The organism is Chryseobacterium viscerum (assembly GCF_025949665.1).
GTDB lineage: Bacteria > Bacteroidota > Bacteroidia > Flavobacteriales > Weeksellaceae > Chryseobacterium > Chryseobacterium viscerum_A.
In genome coordinates this window covers 419,821-440,401 of sequence record NZ_JAPDFT010000002.1, presented here as the reverse complement: position 1 = coordinate 440,401, position 20,581 = coordinate 419,821, and the positions used below count along the sequence as shown (strand labels likewise).

At 36.7% G+C, this 20,581-nt stretch carries 20 protein-coding genes; 4 read left to right on the top strand and 16 right to left on the bottom strand.

Annotated elements, in window-relative coordinates; genetic code table 11:
* Positions 1-64 precede the first annotated feature (64 nt).
* A complete protein-coding gene (locus OL225_RS16085; RefSeq protein ID WP_047376154.1) occupies positions 65-991 on the top strand; it encodes a DUF3078 domain-containing protein in 927 nt (308 codons plus the stop codon).
* A gap of 228 nt (positions 992-1,219) precedes the next feature.
* On the top strand, positions 1,220-2,143 hold the full coding sequence (locus OL225_RS16080) for a DUF3078 domain-containing protein (RefSeq protein WP_047376157.1): 924 nt from the start codon (positions 1,220-1,222) through the stop codon (positions 2,141-2,143).
* 71 nt (positions 2,144-2,214) lie between these two features.
* Here OL225_RS16080 and sufD read toward each other — a convergent pair whose 3' ends face one another.
* From sufD to OL225_RS16055, 5 genes are all read right to left on the bottom strand, one after another.
* Complete coding sequence (gene sufD, locus OL225_RS16075; RefSeq protein ID WP_264518998.1) at positions 2,215-3,522, bottom strand: Fe-S cluster assembly protein SufD; 1,308 nt, start codon at positions 3,520-3,522, stop codon at positions 2,215-2,217.
* 164 nt (positions 3,523-3,686) lie between these two features.
* Positions 3,687-4,430 carry a Fe-S cluster assembly ATPase SufC gene (gene sufC / locus OL225_RS16070; RefSeq protein WP_047376159.1) on the bottom strand — a complete coding sequence of 248 codons (744 nt, stop codon included), beginning with the start codon at positions 4,428-4,430 and terminating at the stop codon, positions 3,687-3,689.
* Between the two features lie 18 nt (positions 4,431-4,448).
* A complete protein-coding gene (locus OL225_RS16065) occupies positions 4,449-4,955 on the bottom strand; it encodes a GNAT family N-acetyltransferase (RefSeq protein ID WP_047376163.1) in 507 nt (168 codons plus the stop codon).
* 8 nt (positions 4,956-4,963) lie between these two features.
* The gene (gene sufB, locus OL225_RS16060; protein ID WP_047376164.1) at positions 4,964-6,412 is read right to left on the bottom strand and encodes a Fe-S cluster assembly protein SufB; all 1,449 of its coding nucleotides are present in this window, start codon (positions 6,410-6,412) and stop codon (positions 4,964-4,966) included.
* An 83-nt stretch (positions 6,413-6,495) separates the two neighbouring features.
* Positions 6,496-6,825, bottom strand: a complete 330-nt coding sequence (locus OL225_RS16055; RefSeq protein WP_027372006.1) for a HesB/IscA family protein — start codon at positions 6,823-6,825, stop codon at positions 6,496-6,498.
* Positions 6,826-7,038: 213 nt separating this feature from the next.
* Between OL225_RS16055 and OL225_RS16050 the strand changes: the two genes are divergently transcribed.
* Together OL225_RS16050 and OL225_RS16045 are read left to right on the top strand one after the other, a co-directional pair.
* On the top strand, positions 7,039-7,983 hold the full coding sequence (locus OL225_RS16050; protein WP_264518907.1) for a GLPGLI family protein: 945 nt from the start codon (positions 7,039-7,041) through the stop codon (positions 7,981-7,983).
* A 12-nt stretch (positions 7,984-7,995) separates the two neighbouring features.
* Positions 7,996-8,856 carry a GLPGLI family protein gene (locus OL225_RS16045; protein WP_047376166.1) on the top strand — a complete coding sequence of 287 codons (861 nt, stop codon included), beginning with the start codon at positions 7,996-7,998 and terminating at the stop codon, positions 8,854-8,856.
* A gap of 82 nt (positions 8,857-8,938) precedes the next feature.
* On the opposite strand, the gene OL225_RS16040 is transcribed toward OL225_RS16045, so the two are convergent.
* From OL225_RS16040 to nrfD, 11 genes are all read right to left on the bottom strand, one after another.
* The gene (locus OL225_RS16040) at positions 8,939-9,802 is read right to left on the bottom strand and encodes a neutral zinc metallopeptidase (protein WP_264518906.1); all 864 of its coding nucleotides are present in this window, start codon (positions 9,800-9,802) and stop codon (positions 8,939-8,941) included.
* Between the two features lie 66 nt (positions 9,803-9,868).
* Entirely contained in the window at positions 9,869-11,947 is a 2,079-nt protein-coding gene (locus OL225_RS16035) for an alkaline phosphatase family protein (RefSeq protein ID WP_264518905.1), read from the bottom strand.
* Between the two features lie 165 nt (positions 11,948-12,112).
* Positions 12,113-12,631: a 6,7-dimethyl-8-ribityllumazine synthase gene (gene ribH, locus OL225_RS16030; RefSeq protein WP_034734563.1), complete on the bottom strand. Its 519-nt coding sequence runs from the start codon at positions 12,629-12,631 to the stop codon at positions 12,113-12,115.
* Positions 12,632-12,634: 3 nt separating this feature from the next.
* Positions 12,635-13,342, bottom strand: coding sequence for a hypothetical protein (locus tag OL225_RS16025; protein ID WP_047376173.1), 708 nt, complete (start codon positions 13,340-13,342; stop codon positions 12,635-12,637).
* A gap of 193 nt (positions 13,343-13,535) precedes the next feature.
* Positions 13,536-14,072 (bottom strand): adenine phosphoribosyltransferase, encoded by a 537-nt coding sequence (locus OL225_RS16020; protein ID WP_264518904.1) that lies wholly within the window; start codon positions 14,070-14,072, stop codon positions 13,536-13,538.
* 3 nt (positions 14,073-14,075) lie between these two features.
* Positions 14,076-15,275 carry a hypothetical protein gene (locus tag OL225_RS16015; protein ID WP_264518903.1) on the bottom strand — a complete coding sequence of 400 codons (1,200 nt, stop codon included), beginning with the start codon at positions 15,273-15,275 and terminating at the stop codon, positions 14,076-14,078.
* Between the two features lie 175 nt (positions 15,276-15,450).
* Positions 15,451-16,467, bottom strand: coding sequence for a hypothetical protein (locus OL225_RS16010; protein WP_264518902.1), 1,017 nt, complete (start codon positions 16,465-16,467; stop codon positions 15,451-15,453).
* A 159-nt stretch (positions 16,468-16,626) separates the two neighbouring features.
* Positions 16,627-17,958, bottom strand: a complete 1,332-nt coding sequence (locus OL225_RS16005) for a hypothetical protein (RefSeq protein WP_047376181.1) — start codon at positions 17,956-17,958, stop codon at positions 16,627-16,629.
* A gap of 8 nt (positions 17,959-17,966) precedes the next feature.
* Positions 17,967-18,656: a c-type cytochrome gene (locus tag OL225_RS16000; RefSeq protein ID WP_264518901.1), complete on the bottom strand. Its 690-nt coding sequence runs from the start codon at positions 18,654-18,656 to the stop codon at positions 17,967-17,969.
* A gap of 1 nt (position 18,657) precedes the next feature.
* Positions 18,658-19,179, bottom strand: a complete 522-nt coding sequence (locus OL225_RS15995) for a DUF3341 domain-containing protein (RefSeq protein WP_047376185.1) — start codon at positions 19,177-19,179, stop codon at positions 18,658-18,660.
* Positions 19,166-20,563 (bottom strand): NrfD/PsrC family molybdoenzyme membrane anchor subunit, encoded by a 1,398-nt coding sequence (nrfD, locus tag OL225_RS15990; protein WP_047376187.1) that lies wholly within the window; start codon positions 20,561-20,563, stop codon positions 19,166-19,168. Before nrfD ends, OL225_RS15995 begins: the two co-directional genes overlap by 14 nt.
* Positions 20,564-20,581 lie beyond the last annotated feature (18 nt).

Genomic DNA, 20,581 nt, shown 5'->3' with positions numbered 1-20,581 from the left:
TAAAGCTGAATTTACCTTTAAAAAAAATTATATTAATATTTTTGCAGTGAAAATTATTTGAGTAATGAAGAAGTTTTTATTGATTCTTTCCTTTTTTATTGGGATTTATGCAAGTGCACAAGAAGAATTGAAGAAAGATTCTGTTGTGGTAGACACAGTAAAATACTGGTCTGTGATAGGGAAAAATACATTAATGATCAATCAGTCTGCCTTTTCAAACTGGGTACAAGGTGGGGCTAATAACGTGGGGTGGCTTGCCGGTGTCAATTACAACCTGACGTACGAGAAAAATAATGATCTCTGGGAAAATATCATTATTTTAGGTTATGGACAAAATGATACCAAAGGAATAGGAATAAGGAAAACTCAGGATGTTATCAATGTTTCTACCAACTATGGGCGAAAATTTTCAAAAAGCTGGTATTTCTCTTTAGGAACGGGATTACAATCTCAGTTTGCTGCAGGATATGAAGACGGAAACAACCCTGAAGCCAAAAAAATCTCAAATTTTATGGCTCCAGGTTACCTGAACGTCGGGATGGGTATCACGTACAGACCTAATGAAGATCTGACGGTAACTTTACGTCCTACCAACGCCAGATGGACATTTGTACTGGATAAAGACCTTCAGACAGCGGGAAGCTACGGTTTGAAAAGCGATGGTGATTCTTCTTTATTGCAGTTCGGTTTCTTGGGAACGGCAATTTATAAGCTGAAAATAATGGAAGATATCTACTTGACCAATACCGCATCGGTCTTTTCAAATTATCTGGATCATCCGGATAGATTGGTATTGGCTTATGGAGCCCTATTGAACCTGAAAGTAAACAAATATATTTCATCCAATGTAACGGTTGATTTGTTGTATGATCACAGTCAAATCGAAAAAACGCAGCTGAAACAAACCCTTGGAATCGGATTCGCTTATACCATTGATAATGGGGTAAAACGCTCTGATCGTAAAGACAGCCAATGGTGGATAAAAAAATAATATAACTAGATCAATTCTAATAGAAAAACACTTCAGGAATGAGGTGTTTTTTTGTCATTAAAATACTGTAGTTTTAAGTTGATTTAAGTTTGGAATACAATATGGGGTTACTTAAATGATTTGTTTTCATTGTATTATAAGCAAAAAATCAACTATGTTAAATTCATTTTATAGTGAATTTTATTTAGGCATAGATTATTATTTATACATTTGTAATAAATCATTATTATGAAGAAACTTTTATTGATCAGTTCCATTTCTTTTGGAGCGATGGCTTTGGCGCAAGAAACTAAAACAGATGCTCCGGCAGCAGACACCATTAAAGCCTGGTCTATTCAGGGACAAAATACATTAATGCTTAATCAGGCCGCCTTTTCAAACTGGGTTGGAGGTGGAGCCAACAACGTAGGATGGCTTGCCGGTGTCAATTATAACCTGACTTATGAAAAAGGAAAAGATCTTTGGGAAAATATTATTATTTTGGGCTACGGACAGAATAATACCCAGGGAACGGGTGTAAGAAAAACTCAGGATGTTATCAACCTTTCTACAAACTATGGTAGAAAATTTGCCGAAAGCTGGTATTTCTCAACAGGAGCCGGCCTTCAGACTCAGTTTGCTCCGGGATATGAAGACGGGAATAATCCCGATGCTAAAAAAATCTCCAATTTCATGGCTCCGGGATACCTGAATGTGGGTGCAGGGGTTACCTACCGTCCTAATGATAATCTGACAGTAACTTTACGTCCGGCTAACGCAAGATGGACTTTTGTTTTGGATAAGGATCTTCAAACAGCAGGAACTTATGGACTTAAGAATGATGGGGATTCATCACTTTTCCAGTTTGGTTTTCTTGGGACAGCTATTTATAAAATCAAAATCATGGAGAATATAAACCTAACCAATACCGCGTCTGTATTTTCAAATTATCTGGATCATCCGGATAGATTGGTATTGGCTTATGGAGCGATCTTAAATATGAAAATCAATAAATATATTTCATCCAATATTACCCTGGATCTGCTGTATGATCATAATCAGATTTGGAAAACACAGCTGAAGCAGACATTAGGTGTAGGTTTAGCCTATAATTTCGATAATGGGAAGAAACGCTCAGATAATAAGGATAACCAGGGCTGGCTAAAGAAATAAACGAGATAACCTGTAAAAAATAAAAAAGCACTTCTTTTTGAAGTGCTTTTGTGTATCAATATATATAAGTCTTAGAATTCTATATCTACTCCTAGTTTCTCTGCCAATAGCTTTGATATTTTCTCTTTTAGAGGCTCTATATCAATGTTTTGCATGGCGTCATTAGCAAAAGCATATAAAAGTAATGCCTGTGCTTCTTTTTTAGAAATTCCTCTTGCTCTCAGGTAAAATAAAGCGTCTTCATTCAGCTGACCTACGGTACATCCGTGAGAACATTTTACATCATCAGCAAAGATTTCCAACTGAGGTTTTGTATCAATACTTGCACCTTCACTTAGCAATACGTTGTTATTCTGCTGATAAGCATTTGTTTTTTGAGCAATTTTGTCAACAAAAACTTTTCCATTAAAAACTCCATGTGCATTACCATCAAAGATTCCTTTGTAGTTCTGATAACTTTCACAGTTCGGGAAGTTATGGTGAACCGCCGTATGGTGATCTACCAATTGATCTTTTCCGATGATTGTGATTCCATTCATGAATGAATTGATGTTTGATCCATTATGAATAAAATCAAGGTTGTTTCTTACCAGTTTACCTCCGAAAGAGAATGTATTTACAGTGGTTAAGCTGTCTTTCTCCTGTCTTGCGAATGTGTTGTCGATAAGATAGGTTGTGTTGTTATCATTTTGAAGCTTATGCCAGTCAGCTTTTGCATTGGGATAGGTAAAAATCTCCGTTACAGAGTTTGTCAACACATAAGTGCTGTCAAAATTATGGTGGCTTTCAATCACTTCTACTTTTGCTCCTTCTTCTACGATCAAGAGGTTTCTGGTATTGTAGAATGTGTTTTCCTCCTGATTCTGAGAAATATAAAAAATATGGATTGGTTTTTCAATCACTACATTTTTAGGAACCTTCAAAAAGAATCCGTATTTGCAGTAAGCAAGGTTTAAGTTTGTAAAAGCTTGTTCTTTAGAAGCGATGGTGTTGAAATACTTTTCAAAAACTTCTTTGTGCTTCTCGTCATTCAGTGCGTAGTTGAATGAAAGGAATTCTACATTTTCAATAGAAACTTTTGAAAGTTCTTTATGAAGTTTACCATTTACAAAAACAATCCAATCAAAATTTTCTTCTCCAAGATGCAGTTCATCAAACTGCTCTTTAGTGATATTGTGGCTCTCTTTCGGGAAGAAGTTGTAGCTTTTTTCCGTGATTTCCTTTAGATTGGTATATTTATATTCTTCGTTTTTTTTTGTCGGAAAACCAAGGGTTTGAAACCTTTGAAGAGCTGCTTTTCTACTGTCATCCAGAAATCTGTGACGAAGACTCTCCAAAAATTCATTATGGTTCTCTATAATTTGTTCTTTTAATGCCATTACTGGTATATCTGTGGTTTGCACCATTTTTTCTTTTTTTATTAACTAAAATATTGTTATTCCGAGGAATAGGGAACCCAATTTTTAATACTAGAGATTCTTTTTTGCTGTATTTTATAAATGAATGCGAAAAATTTTAATCTCTGAAATAATATATTTTCTTCTTAGTTAAGAAGCCAGTCGTAACCTTTTTCTTCAAGTTCTAATGCTAAAGATTTATCACCTGTTTTGATGATTTTTCCATCTGCTAAAACGTGAACGAAGTCAGGTTGAATATAGTTAAGCAATCTCTGATAGTGTGTAATCAAAAGAACTGCATTTCCTTCATTTTTAAAATGATTTACTCCATCTGCCACGATTCTTAAAGCATCAATATCCAATCCGGAATCAGTCTCATCAAGAATAGCCAATTTAGGATTAAGCATCATCATCTGGAAGATCTCGTTTCTTTTCTTTTCACCTCCGGAGAATCCCTCGTTTAATGATCTTGAAAGGAAATCTTTCTTGATACCCAGTTTTTCAGATTTTTCACGGATTAATGCAAGCATTTCTTTTGCAGGCATTTCTTCCAATCCGTTTGCTTTTCTTGTTTCGTTTAAAGCAGCTTTGATAAAGTTCGTTACAGAAACTCCCGGAATTTCCACTGGATACTGGAAAGAAAGGAAAATTCCTTTGTGAGCTCTATCTTCAGGAGCGTCTTCACTGATGTCTTCTCCCTGAAAAAGGATCTCTCCACCAGTCACTTCGTAATCTTCTTTTCCTGCGATTACAGAAGAAAGGGTAGATTTCCCGGCTCCGTTCGGCCCCATGATAGCGTGAACTTCGCCTGGCTTTATTTCAAGATTAATACCTTTTAATATTTCTGCGCCATCTTCAATTTTGGCGTGAAGGTTTTTAATTTCTAACATTTTATTTGCTTAAACAAATTATTTTTGAATTCTATATACTAAACTTTCAGGTTGACCCGGAACATCATTAAGAGTCCCGATTTTGATCATACCTGCCTTTTCCAAAACTTTAACAGAAGCTATATTGCTGGGACGGACAATTGCGAATATTTCTTCTTTATCGTCTTGATTTAAACCAACATCTATAGTCTTCTTTGTGAATTCTGTGGCATATCCTTTCCCCCATGCCTGGGAAGCAAAACGATAGCCTAAATTCAATTTTTCTTCTTCTCCGTAGAGTTTATAGCTCAGCCCTCCAAAACCTATTATATTTTCTGGATCATCTTTTTCAACAATCACCCAGCTTCCAAAACTATATTTTTCCCAATGATCAAGCATTCTTGCAAATGTGCTTTCTGCTTTTTGAAAACTCATGGGCCCGCTTGGATTATGAATATTGGTTTCAGGGTCATGATTAATTTCAAAGAAACTTTCAAAATCTTCTTTTGCGGGTTTTCTTAAAATTAATCTTTCTGTAGCTATCATATTTTTTTTTATCCTACTGAACCTTCTAATGAAATTTCAAGTAGTTTTTGTGCTTCAATGGCAAATTCCATCGGAAGCTTGTTCAAAACTTCTTTACTGAAACCATTCACAATCAGAGCGATTGCTCTTTCTGTATCAATTCCTCTCTGGTTACAGTAGAAAATCTGATCTTCTCCAATTTTTGAAGTCGTTGCTTCGTGCTCTAACTGCGCAGTAGGATCTTTAATTTCAATATAAGGGAAAGTGTGAGCTCCACATTCATTACCCATCAATAGAGAGTCACATTGAGAGAAGTTTCTTGCCCCTTTTGCTGAAGGCATTACTTTCACCTGTCCTCTGTACGAGTTTTGAGATTTTCCTGCAGAAATACCTTTTGAAATAATTGTGGATCTGGTATTCTTTCCAATGTGGATCATTTTTGTTCCTGTATCTGCATACTGGTGGTTGTTGGTTACCGCAATAGAGTAGAATTCCCCAATAGAATTGTCTCCCTTAAGGATACAAGAAGGATATTTCCATGTTACTGCCGAACCTGTTTCTACCTGTGTCCATGAGATTTTTGCATTTCTTTCGCAAAGTCCTCTCTTCGTTACAAAGTTGAATACACCTCCTTTACCTTCTTCATTACCAGGATACCAGTTCTGAACTGTTGAATATTTGATCTCAGCGCCGTCCAAAGCAATCAGTTCCACTACCGCAGCGTGAAGCTGGTTTTCATCTCTTGATGGTGCTGTACAGCCTTCAAGATAAGAGACATAACTTCCTTCATCAGCTACAAGAAGCGTTCTTTCAAACTGTCCTGTTCCTGCCTGATTGATACGGAAATAAGTGGATAGCTCCATTGGGCATTTTACACCTTTAGGAATATAGCAGAAACTTCCATCAGAGAATACTGCGGAATTTAATGCTGCATAGAAATTATCTCCTCTCGGAACTACTTTTCCAAGATATTTTCTTACTAAATCAGGGTGGTTTTTAATAGCCTCAGAAATTGAGCAGAAAATAATTCCTTTCTCTGCCAATGTATCCTGGAAAGTAGTTTTCACAGAAATTGAGTCCATTACGATATCTACGGCAACACCTGAAAGTCTTTTCTGCTCTTCGATATTGATCCCTAATTTTGCAAATGTTTTCAATAATTCAGGGTCTACCTCGTCAAGGCTTGCCAGTTCTGGCTTTACTTTAGGAGCAGCATAGTAACGGATTGCTTGAAAATCTGGTTTTTCATACTTGATATTTGCCCAGCTAGGTTCTACCATTTTCAACCAGATTTTGAAAGATTCCAGACGCCATTCAGTCATCCATTCCGGCTCTTCTTTTTTAGCAGAGATGGCACGGATGATATCCTCATTTAAACCGATCGGGAAATCTTCATAATCAATCTTCGTTTCCCAACCGAATTCATATTTTTTATTTTCTAGATCGACTCTTAAATCGTCTTCTGTATATTTACTCATTATATTTTTTTAGATTTCAGATTTTAGATTCCAAAATTCAGAAAGGTTCTGAGGTCTGCAATCTAGGATCTAAGGTCTTTTCTCTAAAGACTAAATGATTCTCCACATCCACATGTTCTGGATGCATTCGGGTTGTTAAAAACAAACCCTTTTCCGTTCAATCCTCCTGAATACTCAAGAGTTGTTCCTGCCAAATAAAGGATGGATTTTTTATCTATAATAATTTTGATGTTATTATCTTCAAAAATCTGATCTGTGTCTGTTTTTTGGTTATCAAACTTTAAAACATACTCTAAACCAGAGCATCCGCCGCTTTTTACCCCTACTCTTATATAATCTTCAGCAGGGTTAAAACCATCTTCCGTCATTAACTGGATGGCTTTCTCCTTTGCATAGTCTGATACTTTTATCATTGTATTTATTTAGAATGATTTAATGATGCAAAAATACGAACTAATTTCCGCAATCTCAAATCGAAGATATCTATTTTAATGATTCTGATATTAATAGCAAGATTGAAAGGGGGTATTTCTGTTAAAATTAGATAAAATTGTTTTGCTTATGTGAAGATTTCATTTCTCATTTTAACCTTGAAACGTATTTCATATCTATAAATAAAATTGGTAATGAAACAAAAAATAACTGCTTTTTTTGTGTTGCTTTTCACTGCAGTGTCTTACGGACAGACAACAAGATTTGTGTACGAAACACTGGTAAACCCGGATTCCATCAATCTGGTAAGTATGAAAAATGAAAGAACCTTTCTGGATATTAAAGGAGACCGTTCCTTATTTATCAGCGAAAATAAATTGAAAAGAGACTCTCTTTTTACTTCTCAGAGATCAGAAGCGAAAGAAAATGATAAAAAAGATGGAAAAGATTTTTCAAAGCTTGAAGGAAAGAAACATTTTGAACCGACTTTCTTTGAATATTTTATTTCTAAAAATATTCCGGATCAGAAAGTATATTATTATGAAAGAGCAGCCGGAAAACAAATTTACTATCAGGAAGACAGACCTGTAAAATGGGAAATAACAAATCTTGTGGAGAAACAAAATGGATATTCTGCCCAAAAAGCAGTAGCCGAATTTGCTGGCAGAGTCTGGACAGCATGGTTTACAAAAGATATCCCTGTTTCTGACGGGCCATATAAATTCTCAGGATTGCCGGGACTGATTGTAAAGCTGGAAGACGACAAAGGAGATTATAAATTCGATCTTGCTAAAAAAATTACCATTAAAAATGCTTTTGAAGAGCAGATCAGTTCTGATGCTAAACAAAGTACAAGAGTTAATTTTCATGGTGATAAAGCAGCCTTGGAACTGGAGTTTGGTAAAAACAGAAAGGCAATGGCAGGAAATAGCGGTGGTGAAGGAAATATTAATATAGGAGGAGGAAGACATAGTGGCGGAATGAATGGAGGTGGTATGAGAGGCGGAGGTCATGGCGGTGGTGGAATGCATCGGGGAATGAGTAACGAAAACCAGAGTTTTCCCATGCAGCAGAATTCTTCTACAGAAAACCATTCTTTTGCTGGAAGTATAGATCAGAATCCAATTGAATTAAAATAAAAGAAAATATAAATGAAAAAATTAGGTATTATCGCATTGGCACTCTTCATACAGAATGTTTCTGCACAGACAAACAGGTTTGTGTATCAGGTGACTATGAAGCCTGATGCCGAAAATAAAACAGATGTCAAGACTGAAAATGCTTACCTGGATATTTCTCCCGAAAAATCTGTATTCTATTCTGAAAACAGGATTAAAAGAGATTCTATCATGCAAAAGGCATTTCAGGGTGGCGGTGGAAGAGGAAGTATTAACAGAGATCAGATGGAAGGTTTGAGAACTAATATCAATTATTCTGTAGAAAAAGATAAAACAAACCAAAAGACATATTTCAAAGACAGAATAGGGCGTGATATCTACTCGTATGAAGAGGACAGGCCTCTGAACTGGAAAATTGAATCGGAAACAAGAAAAATAGGAGAATATAAAGTTCAGAAGGCGGAAACTGATTTTGGAGGAAGAAAATGGACGGCTTGGTTTACTACAGATCTTCCTTATCAGGATGGTCCTTACAAGTTTGGCGGACTTCCGGGATTAATCGTAAAAGTGGAAGATGATAAAGGAGAGTATTCCTTTGATTTAATGAAAAACTATAAGATTGCTGAATTCCCTACTTTGAATCAGTTTGGAAATACATTAAAAGTGAAAAGAACAGATTATGTAAAACAGCAGCAAAAATTCAAAACAGATCCCATGTCATTCATGAGTCAAAGTGGAGGACAAGGTGGATTTTCGACTACTGTGAGAATAGGAGGGGGAGGAAGAGGCTCTGGCGGTGGTGGAAATCAAAATCCTGCCGATATGAGGAAAAGAATGGAAGAAAGAGTGAAAGAAGAAGCCAAGAAAAATTCTAACCCTATAGAATTGCAATAAATAAAAATGCGGTCTCACACTGAGACCGCATTTTATATGCTATTTAAAAACATTAAGATTCTTAATTGCTAATGGTTCAGAGTTATTTCAAAAGTTGATTGAAAGTATCTCCCTGTCTTATATCTCCGGTGTTGTAACCTTTCATAAACCATTCTTTACGCTGTGCGGATGATCCGTGAGTGAAGCTTTCCTGATTAACATATCCCTGACCCCTTTTCTGAATGTTATCATCTCCAACAGCCTCTGCAGCGTCTATGGCAGACTCAATATCTCCAGGTTCCAGGATATGCTTACTCTCATTGGTCCTCTTTGCCCAGACTCCGGCATAGAAATCTGCCTGTAATTCTGTAGCAACGGATACTCTGTTCATCTGTTCTTCAGAATATCTTCCGCTTCTTCTTAGCTGATCTACTTTCTGAGTAGTTCCTAAAAGAGTCTGAACATGGTGGCCTACTTCATGGGCAAGAACATAGGCTACCGTAAATTCCGTTACTTTAGCTCCGAATTTTTGCTGAAGTTCACCAAAAAAACTCATATCCATATAAACTTTCTGATCAGCCGGACAATAGAATGGCCCCATGGCAGATTGGGCTGTACCACATGCTGAAGAAGTTGTGTTTTCAAAAAGAACAATACCCGGATCAGTATAGGTCATTCCATTTTCTGTGAAAATCTGATTCCACGTCTGGCTATTCCATGCATCCATCATTTTTACCATTTCCCCGATTTGTTTTTCACCGGTTGTAAGCTCTCTTTGTTCTCCCGGATTTCTAGAAGGCTGCATACTGCCGGAATTCAAAATACCGGATGGATCACCTCCCAAAAAGAATACAATGGCTGCTATAATTAAAGTTCCAAGTCCTCCACCTACAATCATACCACCACTTCCACCTCCGGAACCACGGCGGTCATCAACGTTTCCGCCTCTGTCGTCTGTCCATTTCATACTAATAAATTTATTGGTTAATTTAAATATTTTAAATCAAACTATAAGTGAAAAATATTTAGATATTTATCTGTTTAGTTGTTTAGTTTTTAACCAGTATGAGGTAGACTGATAGGCTGATACAGCATCATCTACCAGTTTCTGCTCCGGATTTTTTAATAATTTTTCATCGTAATACAACTTAAAAGCTGGAGCCAGATCACTTTTTTCCAGTTCCAAAGAATATTGTTTTACCTTTTTTACCGGGGAGATAATGGTTAAATGTCCGTCTTTTATAAATCCAAGATCCTGATAGGTTGCAACATAAGCTTTAGGCTGGAACTCCTGTTTGAAGACATCCTGACCTAAAAACTTAGACTGATAGCTAAAATTTAATAATCCTAGAACGGTAGGCATAACGTCTATCTGAGACATTAGCGCATCAAATTTCTGAGGCTGAACAAATCCTTCTGAGAAGATCATCGCAGGAATTCTGTATTTATCCATAGGAAGTTCTGTTTTTCCGGCACTCGAAGCACAGTGGTCTGCAATGATGACAAAAACAGTGTTTTTATACCAGTCTTGTTTCTTAGCCATATCAAAGAACAGTTTAAGAGAGTAGTCTGTATATTTTACACCGCCTTCACGGGATTTTGCTGTTCCCGGAATATCTATTCTTCCGTCAGGATAAGTAAAAGGTCTGTGATTGGAAACAGTCATCCAGTGATTGAAAAATGGTTTCCCAGATTTAGCTTCAGTATTCATCACCTGAATCGCTTTTTTAGCCATATCTTCATCAGCAACACCCCAAACATTGGCAAAAGTAATTTCTTCAGGTTTAAAGTTATTCCGGTCTACAATACCGTAGCCATTTCCGCCAAAGAAGTCCTGCATATTATCAAAATAGCTGTATCCGCCATATAAAAACTTAACATCATAGCCTTTGGATTTGAAAACACTTCCGGTTGTAAATTTGTTTTTATTGTCATCTCTTTTGATGATACTTTCTCCGGCTGTAGGAGGAATACATAGAGTCAAGGCTTCAAGACCGCGTACTGTTCTGTTTCCGGTAGCATAAAGATTGGTAAACATCAATGATTTCTCTGCAAGGCTGTCCAGGAAAGGAGTGATTTTTTGCGTATTACCATAATGTTCCATAAAATCTGCGGAAAGACTTTCAATAGAAATCAATACGACATTTTTCTTCATTTCAGGTTGCTCAGCAACAATGTTTCTTGATAATGTCTGCTGTGGATACTGGCTCAGGAAATTCTTTTCAGCCTGCTGTTGATTGATCTGTGAGTAAAACTGGAAGTAATCCAGCTCATTATGAGTAAAGGCCCAGTAGAACTTAGGAAGTCCGTTGGCTTCAATTTCGTCAGCAAAAACATTGTCTGACCTGATTTGCATTAAAGATGGTATTGCCAGTGCACTAAGAGCACAAAGTACCATAAAACTACCCAGAAGGACCATTTTTTGTTTAAAATCAGGAAGTTCCAGCAATTCATCTTTGGTTTTCTTATAAATAAACCATGTGATGGCAAGCGTAACGATCATTATTCCTGAAAACAAGGGAACCACAGGATAACTTTCCATGATATTTCCAATGACTTCATTCGTATAGATAAGATAATCTACTGCAATAAAGTTATAACGAACCCCGAATTCATTATAAAAGAAGTATTCACTTACCCCGTTGAAAATAATCAGAAGAACGTACAATAATAATGTAATGAAATATAAGATGTTACGAATCTTAGTTCTTTGAGTAGGAAGGAAAAGCATCAATCCGAAGAAAAGGGTCTTTATTCCTACAAAAACAAGTGCTATCTCCATGATAGAACCTCCATATTGCTTGAAAATGTTGTTCGGAACAAGCCAGATATAAAGAAAGAATAGAACCAATACCCCCAAAATAATGGGACCATAAGGTTTTTTATATTTCGAATTGGACAGAAAGAGGAAGTAAAGCGCAAGAATAGAACTGGCCAATATGAAAACGAAAATATCATTTACCAGACCTATTAACAGGACTTTTATGACCTCGAAAACCCCAAAACTAGCTGTGGTAATAGGGTGAAAAAAGAATACTGTTCTTATTATCAATGAAATAATAAGATAGAAAACTCCTAAATATAGGAACGGTTTTATTTTTTTTAAAAACATGTATGTACTGTTTTTATTAGTTTTCACAAAGATAGTTTTTGTACAGAACTTTTGATAGAAAAAAATAAAAACATCCTTTTTATTAGTAAGGTTTATGATTTACAAGACCCAATAAAAAAGGACTATTAAAAAATAGTCCCAGTATATTGTTAAAGTAATCTGCGGTTAAGAATGTCCAAAACCGATATTTCCTTTTTTATCAGATAATTTCTTTTTGAAATCAATCATTCTTAAAGCGGTAACAGCTGCTTCAACACCTTTGTTTCCAAGGTCACCACCGCTTCTTGCGATAGACTGCTCTTTAGTGTCATCTGTTAGTACGCAGAAAATAGTAGGGGTGTCCGTCATAATGTTACAGTCTTTGATTCCCTGTGCCACGGCAGAACATACATAATCAAAATGAGGAGTTTCCCCGCGGATCACACATCCAATAGAAATTACTGCATCATATTTTCTCTCTTTGCAAAGCTGCATGCTTGCATAGTTGAGTTCAAAAGCTCCGGGAACAGGGAAAAGTTTGATGTTTTCAGGTTTTACCCCTTCTTTTTCAAGGATTTCCAAAGCTGCATCACGAAGATTGTACGTTACAAAATCATTCCACTCAGAAAAAACAATGCCGATAGAAAAATCTTCGGCATTAGTTATATGAAGTGGCTTGTAATCGGAAAGATTAACTGTTGCCATTTTTTAGTAATATTTAGTCATTTCAATATAAGAATCAGACATTCCATTGTCGTAGTCCTGATATTTCTCGTTAATTGCGGAGAAGTATTTTTTAGCTTCTGCATTTTTCTTTAATCCTAAAGCAACGATACCTGCTTTTCTTGTGAAATAGTATGTTGTATACGGATCATCAGAAGCTGTTGCTGCTTTGTCTAATAAAGCTAAAGCTTCATCGTTTTTGTTAAGTCCTGATTTTGCATCTGCCATAGCTCCGAATTTAAGTGCTACTAAAGTTTTGTTATCAGATGAAAATTGGTCTAAAAGATCGTAAGCTTCCTGGAATTTTCCTTCTTTGAACTTTAATAAACCTGCATTATAAGATGAAAGTTTACCAATTTTAGTAGAAGAATATTCGTTATATGTACCTACAAAACCTGGGTTGGCTGCAGATTTTCCTCCCAAAGCATCTTTATCTTTACCTTCAGTAAGACTTTTTTGAGCAGAAAGGAAACTTTTCACAGCTTCAGCGTTCTTTGGAGCAACTACAAATTGCTTGTAAGCGAAGAATCCTAAAACAGCTAAAATTAGTGCTCCAAATACAAAACCTAGAGGCTTTGAATATTTTTCAACAAATCTTTCAGTGTTTAAAGCTTCTCTATCAAGGTCTTTAAAGAACTCAACCGTTTCTTTACCTTCTTGCTCGTTCTGAGCACTCTTTCCCAATTTTGCCATAAGTTTTTAAAAATTGAAATGCAAATTTAATTGTTTCTGAGAGATTTACAAAATACTTTATTGGTATTATTATGTAAATGTTGTGAATTTGTTGTTATTTCTCTTAAAAACAGATCGGCTCCGCTTGGTATGGCAAGCATTTATAATGATTGACACACTGAGCGGAGCCGAAATTTATTATATAAATTGAATTTTAATATCCTAAAATATGATACACTTCTGCACCAAATTTTTTCAGCTTTTCATCACCATTCAAGCCTTTTAAGCCGATAAGGAAACTGAACTGGGAAACGGTTGCTCCTTGTTTTTCAACCAACTTTGCCGCTGCCTCTGTCGTTCCGCCTGTTGCCAAAAGATCGTCATGAATCAAAACTCTTTGTCCCGGTTTTATTTGTCCCTCACGAGTTTCAATTACCGCACTTCCGTATTCCAGATCATATTTTTCTGAAATGACAGGAGGTGGAAGTTTTCCGGCTTTTCTGATTAAAATGAACGGAACTTCCAATGCTACGGCAATAGCGATTCCAAACAAATAACCACGGCTTTCAATTCCGCAGACTGCATCTACTTTTCCTTTACTGAAGGCTGCAAGATCTGCAATCACATCTTCGTAAAGTTTTGGATCTAAAAAGATGGGTGAAATATCCTTAAACTGTATTCCCGGAATCGGAAAATCAGGGATGTTTTCAATTGTTTCTTCTAATTTTTTGATCAGTTCTGCTGAAGCCATTTATTAATTGATTTTATAGCTGGAAATTTTCCAGTCTCCGTTTACATTTTTAAGCCCGAAAGTTACTTTTAATGAAGTTGTCTTACCGCTTTTATCCGTTACATCGTAGGTAGCATTTACGCTTGCGCTGTTGGCTGTAGTGCCACTTGTAGTAATATTTTTTACGCTTACATTTTTCACAGATCCGAAACCTGAGGTAGGGTTTGAGAAAGATTCATAGCTTCCCCAGCTTGGATTGCTGGCTGTTTCGTAGGCCGCTTTTAAGTTCTGTGAACTTACACTGTTCAAAAATTTGCTTACTGTATTTTTAGGATCAGCAGTTGGCTGTTTTGGAGCAGCTGGTGCTGAAGGAGTTGTCGCAGCAGGATCTGTAGTTGTGCCAGTAGTTGCATTTGGATTGTTTGGATCAATAACTGCGCTTGGTTGTTCCGGTACAGCTGTTGTATCGGTTTTAGGAATTGCAGGAACTTTCAGGGCTGCTGCGTTCACATCAAGACCGATTTTTGACATTTTGAAAGTTTTTGCAGTTGTTTTTACAGAAACAGTGATGTCAATTTTGTTATCTACAACTTTTGCTGCCGGAATAGAGGAGAACTTCAGGTTGAATCCTTTAAAGTTATTATCCTGCATCAGGTTTTTAGCTGTAGCAAGTCTTACTCCGTTACTGAATACTTCAAGTGTTGCTTCCAAACCTGCTCCTGTGAATGATACCGGGTTTCCTGCAGCATCTACAAGTCTTGGTACGATTTGAATGGCAGTAGGAGCTCCGGAACCGTCATCTCCTGTAGGTCTTGTAATAAGGCTTAATGATCCTGCTTTTACATCATTAGGATCGCTTTCTTTAGCTTTATCATCCCCAAAAATATTCATTTCTCCAAGTGATGGCGGGGCAGTACTTGCCCATTCTATTCCGTTTTTCTGTGCAACTTCGTCTGCCAGAGACATAATCTCAGGAACTTTTTTTCCATTGATCAGTTTTCCAAGGGCTTTTAGCTCGTTTACATCACCATCTGCTTCTACGCCAAATGTTTTAAGGATATAAAGAGCCTCATTAAACTTAATCTGCTTAATGGTTGGTAAACTGGAAGTCATATCATTGATACTTGACTGCAGTGTTTTAGTATTCGTAGCATCTACATGATCTTTCTTACATGCTGTAAAAAGCAACAGACTGAAAACAAGTAGAAAAGAAAACTTTTTCATTTTTATTTGGTTTGTTGCAAATTTAATAAAACCTTTATTAATACTGGATTTTATTTTTTACTTTATGTTTTTTGCTTATTTGTTGTTGTTTTCCGGAAATAGATGCTGTTCTTTTAATTTTAGAATTCAATAGTGATATTAATAATATGGAAAGTGAGTCTGAGCAGAGTTTTCATTATTTTTTATTGGTTTGTTCTTTTAAATCACCTTTGAAAAAACTGCTGAAAATAGTTTGCATATTCGGAAATGACGAATCCTGCCAGTAAGAGGTTTGGTAATTGCTATTGTCTTTATCAAACTTCACTTTCTCAACATCATTGTCATTACTGAAGCTAAGTTCTGTTGGATAGAAATTAGTATATACTGCTAGCTGATTGTAATTGGGTTCACTTTTATGTTTCAATTTTACAAAAGCAAGCTCATTATATTCCAGGAAATCTTTAAGCGTTTTTTCTGATCCTTTTTCAAAAGAGATATTTAGTATTGTCCTTAGATCATAAAATCTATATCCAAAGAATGAAAATTCTTTTTCCTGAAGTACGCCGCCTGTTACCTCAATCTGATCTTTGCGGTCACCTTTTAATTCTTTAATGTTATTTTTTGTTGTTTTATATTCTTCCGGATTTCCTACATTTTTAAGCTTTGGAATCTGAAGAGAATTGCCATAATCCCATGATGAAGTTTCTTTTTTCTCATTTTTAGGTTCTGTCAGTCTGAAAACTCTGTACTGTTCTACATTGGTGCTTTTCAGTTTTTTGGATTTATTATCAAAAATGTAGGTTACAACTCCGTCTGCATAACTATTCAGCTTATTGTTTACCGTTACATAAGTGTTAAAATTTCCCTTGATGAAAATGTATTTGGCAGGCTTATTATTTTTAATAACAACCGTTTCAATTTCTTTTACCTGGTCATTGATCTTAATGACCGACTGATCAAAATCGGAATAGGATAGAGTGGCAACGGGAAAATTATTATAGACCAGCTGAAATTTTTCCTGAGAGGGTGACAGAGACTGCTTGTCAATCTTACCATCAATGTCAGAGTAGGCGAGTATACTTCCGTCTTTGCCAAATACGGAAACTCGGGGAAGAGGGCTATTGTTTTTTTCAGAAACAAAAGTAATGACCTGTGCATTTGTGAATACGGAGATCAGAGAGAACAGAAGGTAAAAAAGGTGAATTCTTTTCATAGCAGAACGTTATTTTCGGTGTTAATAGTAAAACAGACTTTATATAAAGACGAGAAAAACAGAAAATGGTTGCCTGAAAATTCTTATTTACGTCATGGCATAAAAAAAGACTGATTGTTTAACAATCAGTCTTTTGTAATTTTATTTTGTTACAATTCCTTAGAAAGGATACTCATAAATTTCAGATTCGTGTAAGAATGGGTTTCCTGTAGGAATCAACTTCAGTTTAGATAAAGCTGAAAGAACAGTAAACATAAATAGTCCAGCTACGAATAGAACTGCTCCCAGGATTAACAAGAATACTTCAGGAGTGTTCCAGTATGGTCCTACCGTTCCCGGCATTACCATGTTGAAGTAATCTAAAAGGTGTCCTAAGATAACTACTACAGCCATTGTGGTAACTACTTTGTAATTTCTCTTGATGCTGCTGCTTACTAATACCAATAGTGGTAATAAGAAGTTAACAATCAGCATTGGTAAAAATGTAGTACCATAGTGCTGGAATCTACCGAAGAAGTAGTTAACCTCTTCCGGAACGTTTGCATACCAGTAAAGCATGAACTGAGCGAACCATGTATATGTCCAAAGCATACTTGTAGCGAAAAGGAAAACTCCTAAATCGTGTAAGTGGTTGTCATTGAACTGAGGAAGGAATCCGTTTTTCTTAAGATATACACTTAGTAAAATGATTACAGCAATACCACTTGAAAGGCAGCTAACCATTGAATACCAGATATACATTGTAGAGTACCAGTGAGGGTCAATAGACATCAACCAATCCCACGCCCATGCTGCAGAAGCAAATCCGAAGAATACGATATATCCTACTGCCCATCTGTAAAGGAATTGATATTCTACTTTTGATTTTGTCTCGTCTACTTTTTTAGACTGAGCTTTTAATTTCCAAGCAAAGAAAGAAGCACCAATCACATAGATTAAAGTTCTTATTGCATAGAAAGGAATATTTAAGAATCTTTTCTTTTCAAATAGGATCACATCAAAATGTGCCGATTCCGGGTTTGTCAATTCAGGATCCATCCAGTGGAATAAATGGCCATTATGAGTGATGTTTAAGATCATCAAGATAACCAGGATTGCACCACCGTAAGGAATATAAGATGCAATAGCCTCCATTACTCTTGTGATGATAATAGGCCATCCTGCGTGAGCAGCGTGCTGAATACAGTAGAAAAACAGTACAGCGCAACTTACTCCAAAGAAAAAGACAGCTACAAAGTGCAGCGATGCTAATGGCTGGTTGTGAACCTGAAGTTCAGCATGCTCTAAATGAGCTGCGTGATCCTGTGGTCCAACCATTTCACTTGAATGTGTAGGAGCATCATGACCAGAAGCATGAACAGCTTCCATCATTTGTTCTATTTTCTCAGTAGAAATTCCTTTGTTCATAAAGAAACCAATACCGAAAAGAACTAAACCTACAACAAGAAGTATTATAGAAGTTGATTTTAATTTTGGTGAAAAACTATACATTTCTTTTCTTATTTTTTAGTTTCGGTAGTCGTTTCAGTTGTTGCTGGTGCCGCCGCTGTAGCTGCTGCCGGTGCTGCTGCTCCTTTTTTGAAAGCACTCATCACATACAATGCTACTCTCCATCTGTCTCCTGCATTCAATTGTCCCGCATAAGATCCCATTGCATTTCTACCGTTTGTTAATACATAATGAACAGATCCTACAGTAATTTCTCTGTCTGCATAGTTAGGTACTCCAGAGAATGCCCCACTTTGCACGATAGGTCCTTGTCCATCACCTCCTGTTCCGTGACATGCCGCACAAGTGTGATCAAACAATATTTTTCCTCTTTCAATATCCTTAGCTGCATTAGCTGGGTTTAGAGGAGATACTGTAAGTTTTTTAGAAGCATCATACCCAGCGTTGTACTCGTCAACATTTTTAGGTAGTAAGCTTTCTTCAAAAACGCCATCTTTATTTTGAGAAACTGATCCTTCTACCGGAGAAAGACCTGTTGCACCACTATTTTTAACAAAAGCAGGAATTTCATTTTCATGATCTGAATAAGCATCCTGTGCTTTCATCAATGGATCATAAGCTACCGGAAAATACATGTCCGGGAAATATACCAGCGGAGTATTCTCCTTTGGTCCGCAAGAGTTAAGTAAAACCGTTGTTAAACCTAAAACTGCTGTAATTTTTAATACATTCTTTTTCATTTTAAGCGTCTTTAACAGTTATTTCTTCAACTCCAGTTTCAATAAGCAACTGTTTTACAGATTCTACATCTTCAGTTACAAATTCCATCATGAATTTATCATCAGTAGTTCTCGGGTCTGGGTTCTGAGCAGGAGCTCCCGGATACATTTTGTTTCTAACCAAGAAAGTTAAAGACATCATGTGAGCAGCACAGAATACCATTAGTTCAAACATTGGAACTACGAATGCCGGCATGTTGTGTGCCCAGTCGAAAGCTGGTTTACCACCGATATTCTGAGGCCAGTCATGGTTCATCACATACCAAGTTACAGTAGCACCGATAGTAACACCGTAAAGAGCATATAAGAATGCAGCATCAGAAATTCTGGTTTTCTTTAACCCTAAAGCCTTGTCTAGCCCGTGAACCGGAAACGGAGTATATACTTCGTTTATAGCGATTCCTTTATCGTTGAATGCCTTAACGCCGTTCATTAAATCGTCGTCGTCGGCATAAAGTCCGTATACAATTTTAGTGGTGCTCATCTCCTTCTTTTGCTTTATAAGTTTCACCTGAGATTTTCAAAATCGATTTTAATTCAGCCTGTGCAATTACAGGGAATGTTCTTGCGTATAATAAGAATAATACAGAGAAGAATCCGATAGTTCCCAAATATACACCTACATCAATGATCGTTGGCTTAAACATTGTCCATGATCCTGGTAAGTAGTCTCTTGAAAGGTTGATAACGATGATATCAAAACGCTCAAACCACATACCGATGTTGATGATTAATGCAACAATGAATGTCCAGATAATGTTCGTTCTTGCTCTTTTGAACCAGAATGAAGCCGGAATTACAAGGTTACAGATAATCAATGACCAGAATGCCCACCAGTAAGGTCCTACAGCAGCACCTGGAGAAAGATATGTAAAATCTTCAAATCTAGATCCTGAGTACCATCCGATGAAATATTCAGTAGCATAAGCTACGGTTACCATACCACCTGTAAGAACGATTACGATGTTCATAATTTCGATATGATACATTGTAATATATTCTTCTAAGTGACAAACTTTTCTTGCAATTAACAATAGTGTCTGTACCATTGCAAATCCTGAGAAGATCGCACCAGCTACGAAGTAAGGAGGGTAGATTGTTGAGTGCCATCCTTTAATAACTGAAGTTGCGAAGTCAAAAGATACGGTAGTGTGTACTGAGAATACAAGTGGAGTTGCCAAACCTGCAAGAACCAAAGAAAGTTCTTCGAATCTTTGCCAGTGTTTTGCTTTACCACCCCAACCGAATGCAAGGAATGTATAAATTTTTCTAGTCCAAGGCGTTTTCGCTCTATCTCTGATCATTGCAAAGTCAGGGATTAGTCCCATGAACCAGAATACAGTTGATACTGAGAAATACGTAGAGATCGCAAATACGTCCCAAAGTAGAGGAGAGTTGAAGTTCCCCCAAAGAGAACCGAATTGGTTTGGTAAAGGGAATACCCAGTATCCAACCCAAACTCTACCCATGTGGATTACAGGGAAGATTGCTGCCTGTACAACCGCAAAGATCGTCATCGCCTCTGCAGATCTGTTTACAGACATTCTCCATCTCTGTCTAAATAATAATAATACTGCTGAGATTAGGGTTCCGGCGTGACCGATACCTACCCACCATACAAAGTTGGTGATATCCCAACCCCAGTTAATAGTTCTGTTAAGCCCCCATGCTCCAATACCTGTCCCGATAGTGTACGCAATACAGCCGAATCCATAGAGGAATAGAACTAGTGCAGCATATAGTGAGATCCACCATAATTTACCTGCTCTTTCTTCGATAGGTCGTGCGATATCTTCTGTAATATCGTGATAAGTTTTGTGACCAATAATTAGAGGTTCCCTTATCGGAGCTTCGTAATGTCCTGACATTTTTTACCTATTTATTAT

Coding starts and splice junctions, on each gene's coding strand:
- sufB (WP_047376164.1), bottom strand. CDS start 6,412: ATGAGTAAATATACAGAAGACGATTTAAGAGTCGATCTAGAAAATAAA.
- OL225_RS16045 (WP_047376166.1), top strand. CDS start 7,996: ATGAAAAAATTAGGTATTATCGCATTGGCACTCTTCATACAGAATGTT.
- sufC (WP_047376159.1), bottom strand. CDS start 4,430: ATGTTAGAAATTAAAAACCTTCACGCCAAAATTGAAGATGGCGCAGAA.
- OL225_RS16065 (WP_047376163.1), bottom strand. CDS start 4,955: ATGATAGCTACAGAAAGATTAATTTTAAGAAAACCCGCAAAAGAAGAT.
- ribH (WP_034734563.1), bottom strand. CDS start 12,631: ATGGCAACAGTTAATCTTTCCGATTACAAGCCACTTCATATAACTAAT.
- OL225_RS16080 (WP_047376157.1), top strand. CDS start 1,220: ATGAAGAAACTTTTATTGATCAGTTCCATTTCTTTTGGAGCGATGGCT.
- OL225_RS16000 (WP_264518901.1), bottom strand. CDS start 18,656: ATGAAAAAGAATGTATTAAAAATTACAGCAGTTTTAGGTTTAACAACG.
- OL225_RS16015 (WP_264518903.1), bottom strand. CDS start 15,275: ATGAAAAAGTTTTCTTTTCTACTTGTTTTCAGTCTGTTGCTTTTTACA.
- OL225_RS16050 (WP_264518907.1), top strand. CDS start 7,039: ATGAAACAAAAAATAACTGCTTTTTTTGTGTTGCTTTTCACTGCAGTG.
- OL225_RS16020 (WP_264518904.1), bottom strand. CDS start 14,072: ATGGCTTCAGCAGAACTGATCAAAAAATTAGAAGAAACAATTGAAAAC.
- OL225_RS16005 (WP_047376181.1), bottom strand. CDS start 17,958: ATGTATAGTTTTTCACCAAAATTAAAATCAACTTCTATAATACTTCTT.
- OL225_RS16055 (WP_027372006.1), bottom strand. CDS start 6,825: ATGATAAAAGTATCAGACTATGCAAAGGAGAAAGCCATCCAGTTAATG.
- OL225_RS16010 (WP_264518902.1), bottom strand. CDS start 16,467: ATGAAAAGAATTCACCTTTTTTACCTTCTGTTCTCTCTGATCTCCGTA.
- OL225_RS15995 (WP_047376185.1), bottom strand. CDS start 19,179: ATGAGCACCACTAAAATTGTATACGGACTTTATGCCGACGACGACGAT.
- OL225_RS16025 (WP_047376173.1), bottom strand. CDS start 13,342: ATGGCAAAATTGGGAAAGAGTGCTCAGAACGAGCAAGAAGGTAAAGAA.
- OL225_RS16085 (WP_047376154.1), top strand. CDS start 65: ATGAAGAAGTTTTTATTGATTCTTTCCTTTTTTATTGGGATTTATGCA.
- OL225_RS16035 (WP_264518905.1), bottom strand. CDS start 11,947: ATGTTTTTAAAAAAAATAAAACCGTTCCTATATTTAGGAGTTTTCTAT.
- nrfD (WP_047376187.1), bottom strand. CDS start 20,563: ATGTCAGGACATTACGAAGCTCCGATAAGGGAACCTCTAATTATTGGT.
- OL225_RS16040 (WP_264518906.1), bottom strand. CDS start 9,802: ATGAAATGGACAGACGACAGAGGCGGAAACGTTGATGACCGCCGTGGT.
- sufD (WP_264518998.1), bottom strand. CDS start 3,522: ATGGCATTAAAAGAACAAATTATAGAGAACCATAATGAATTTTTGGAG.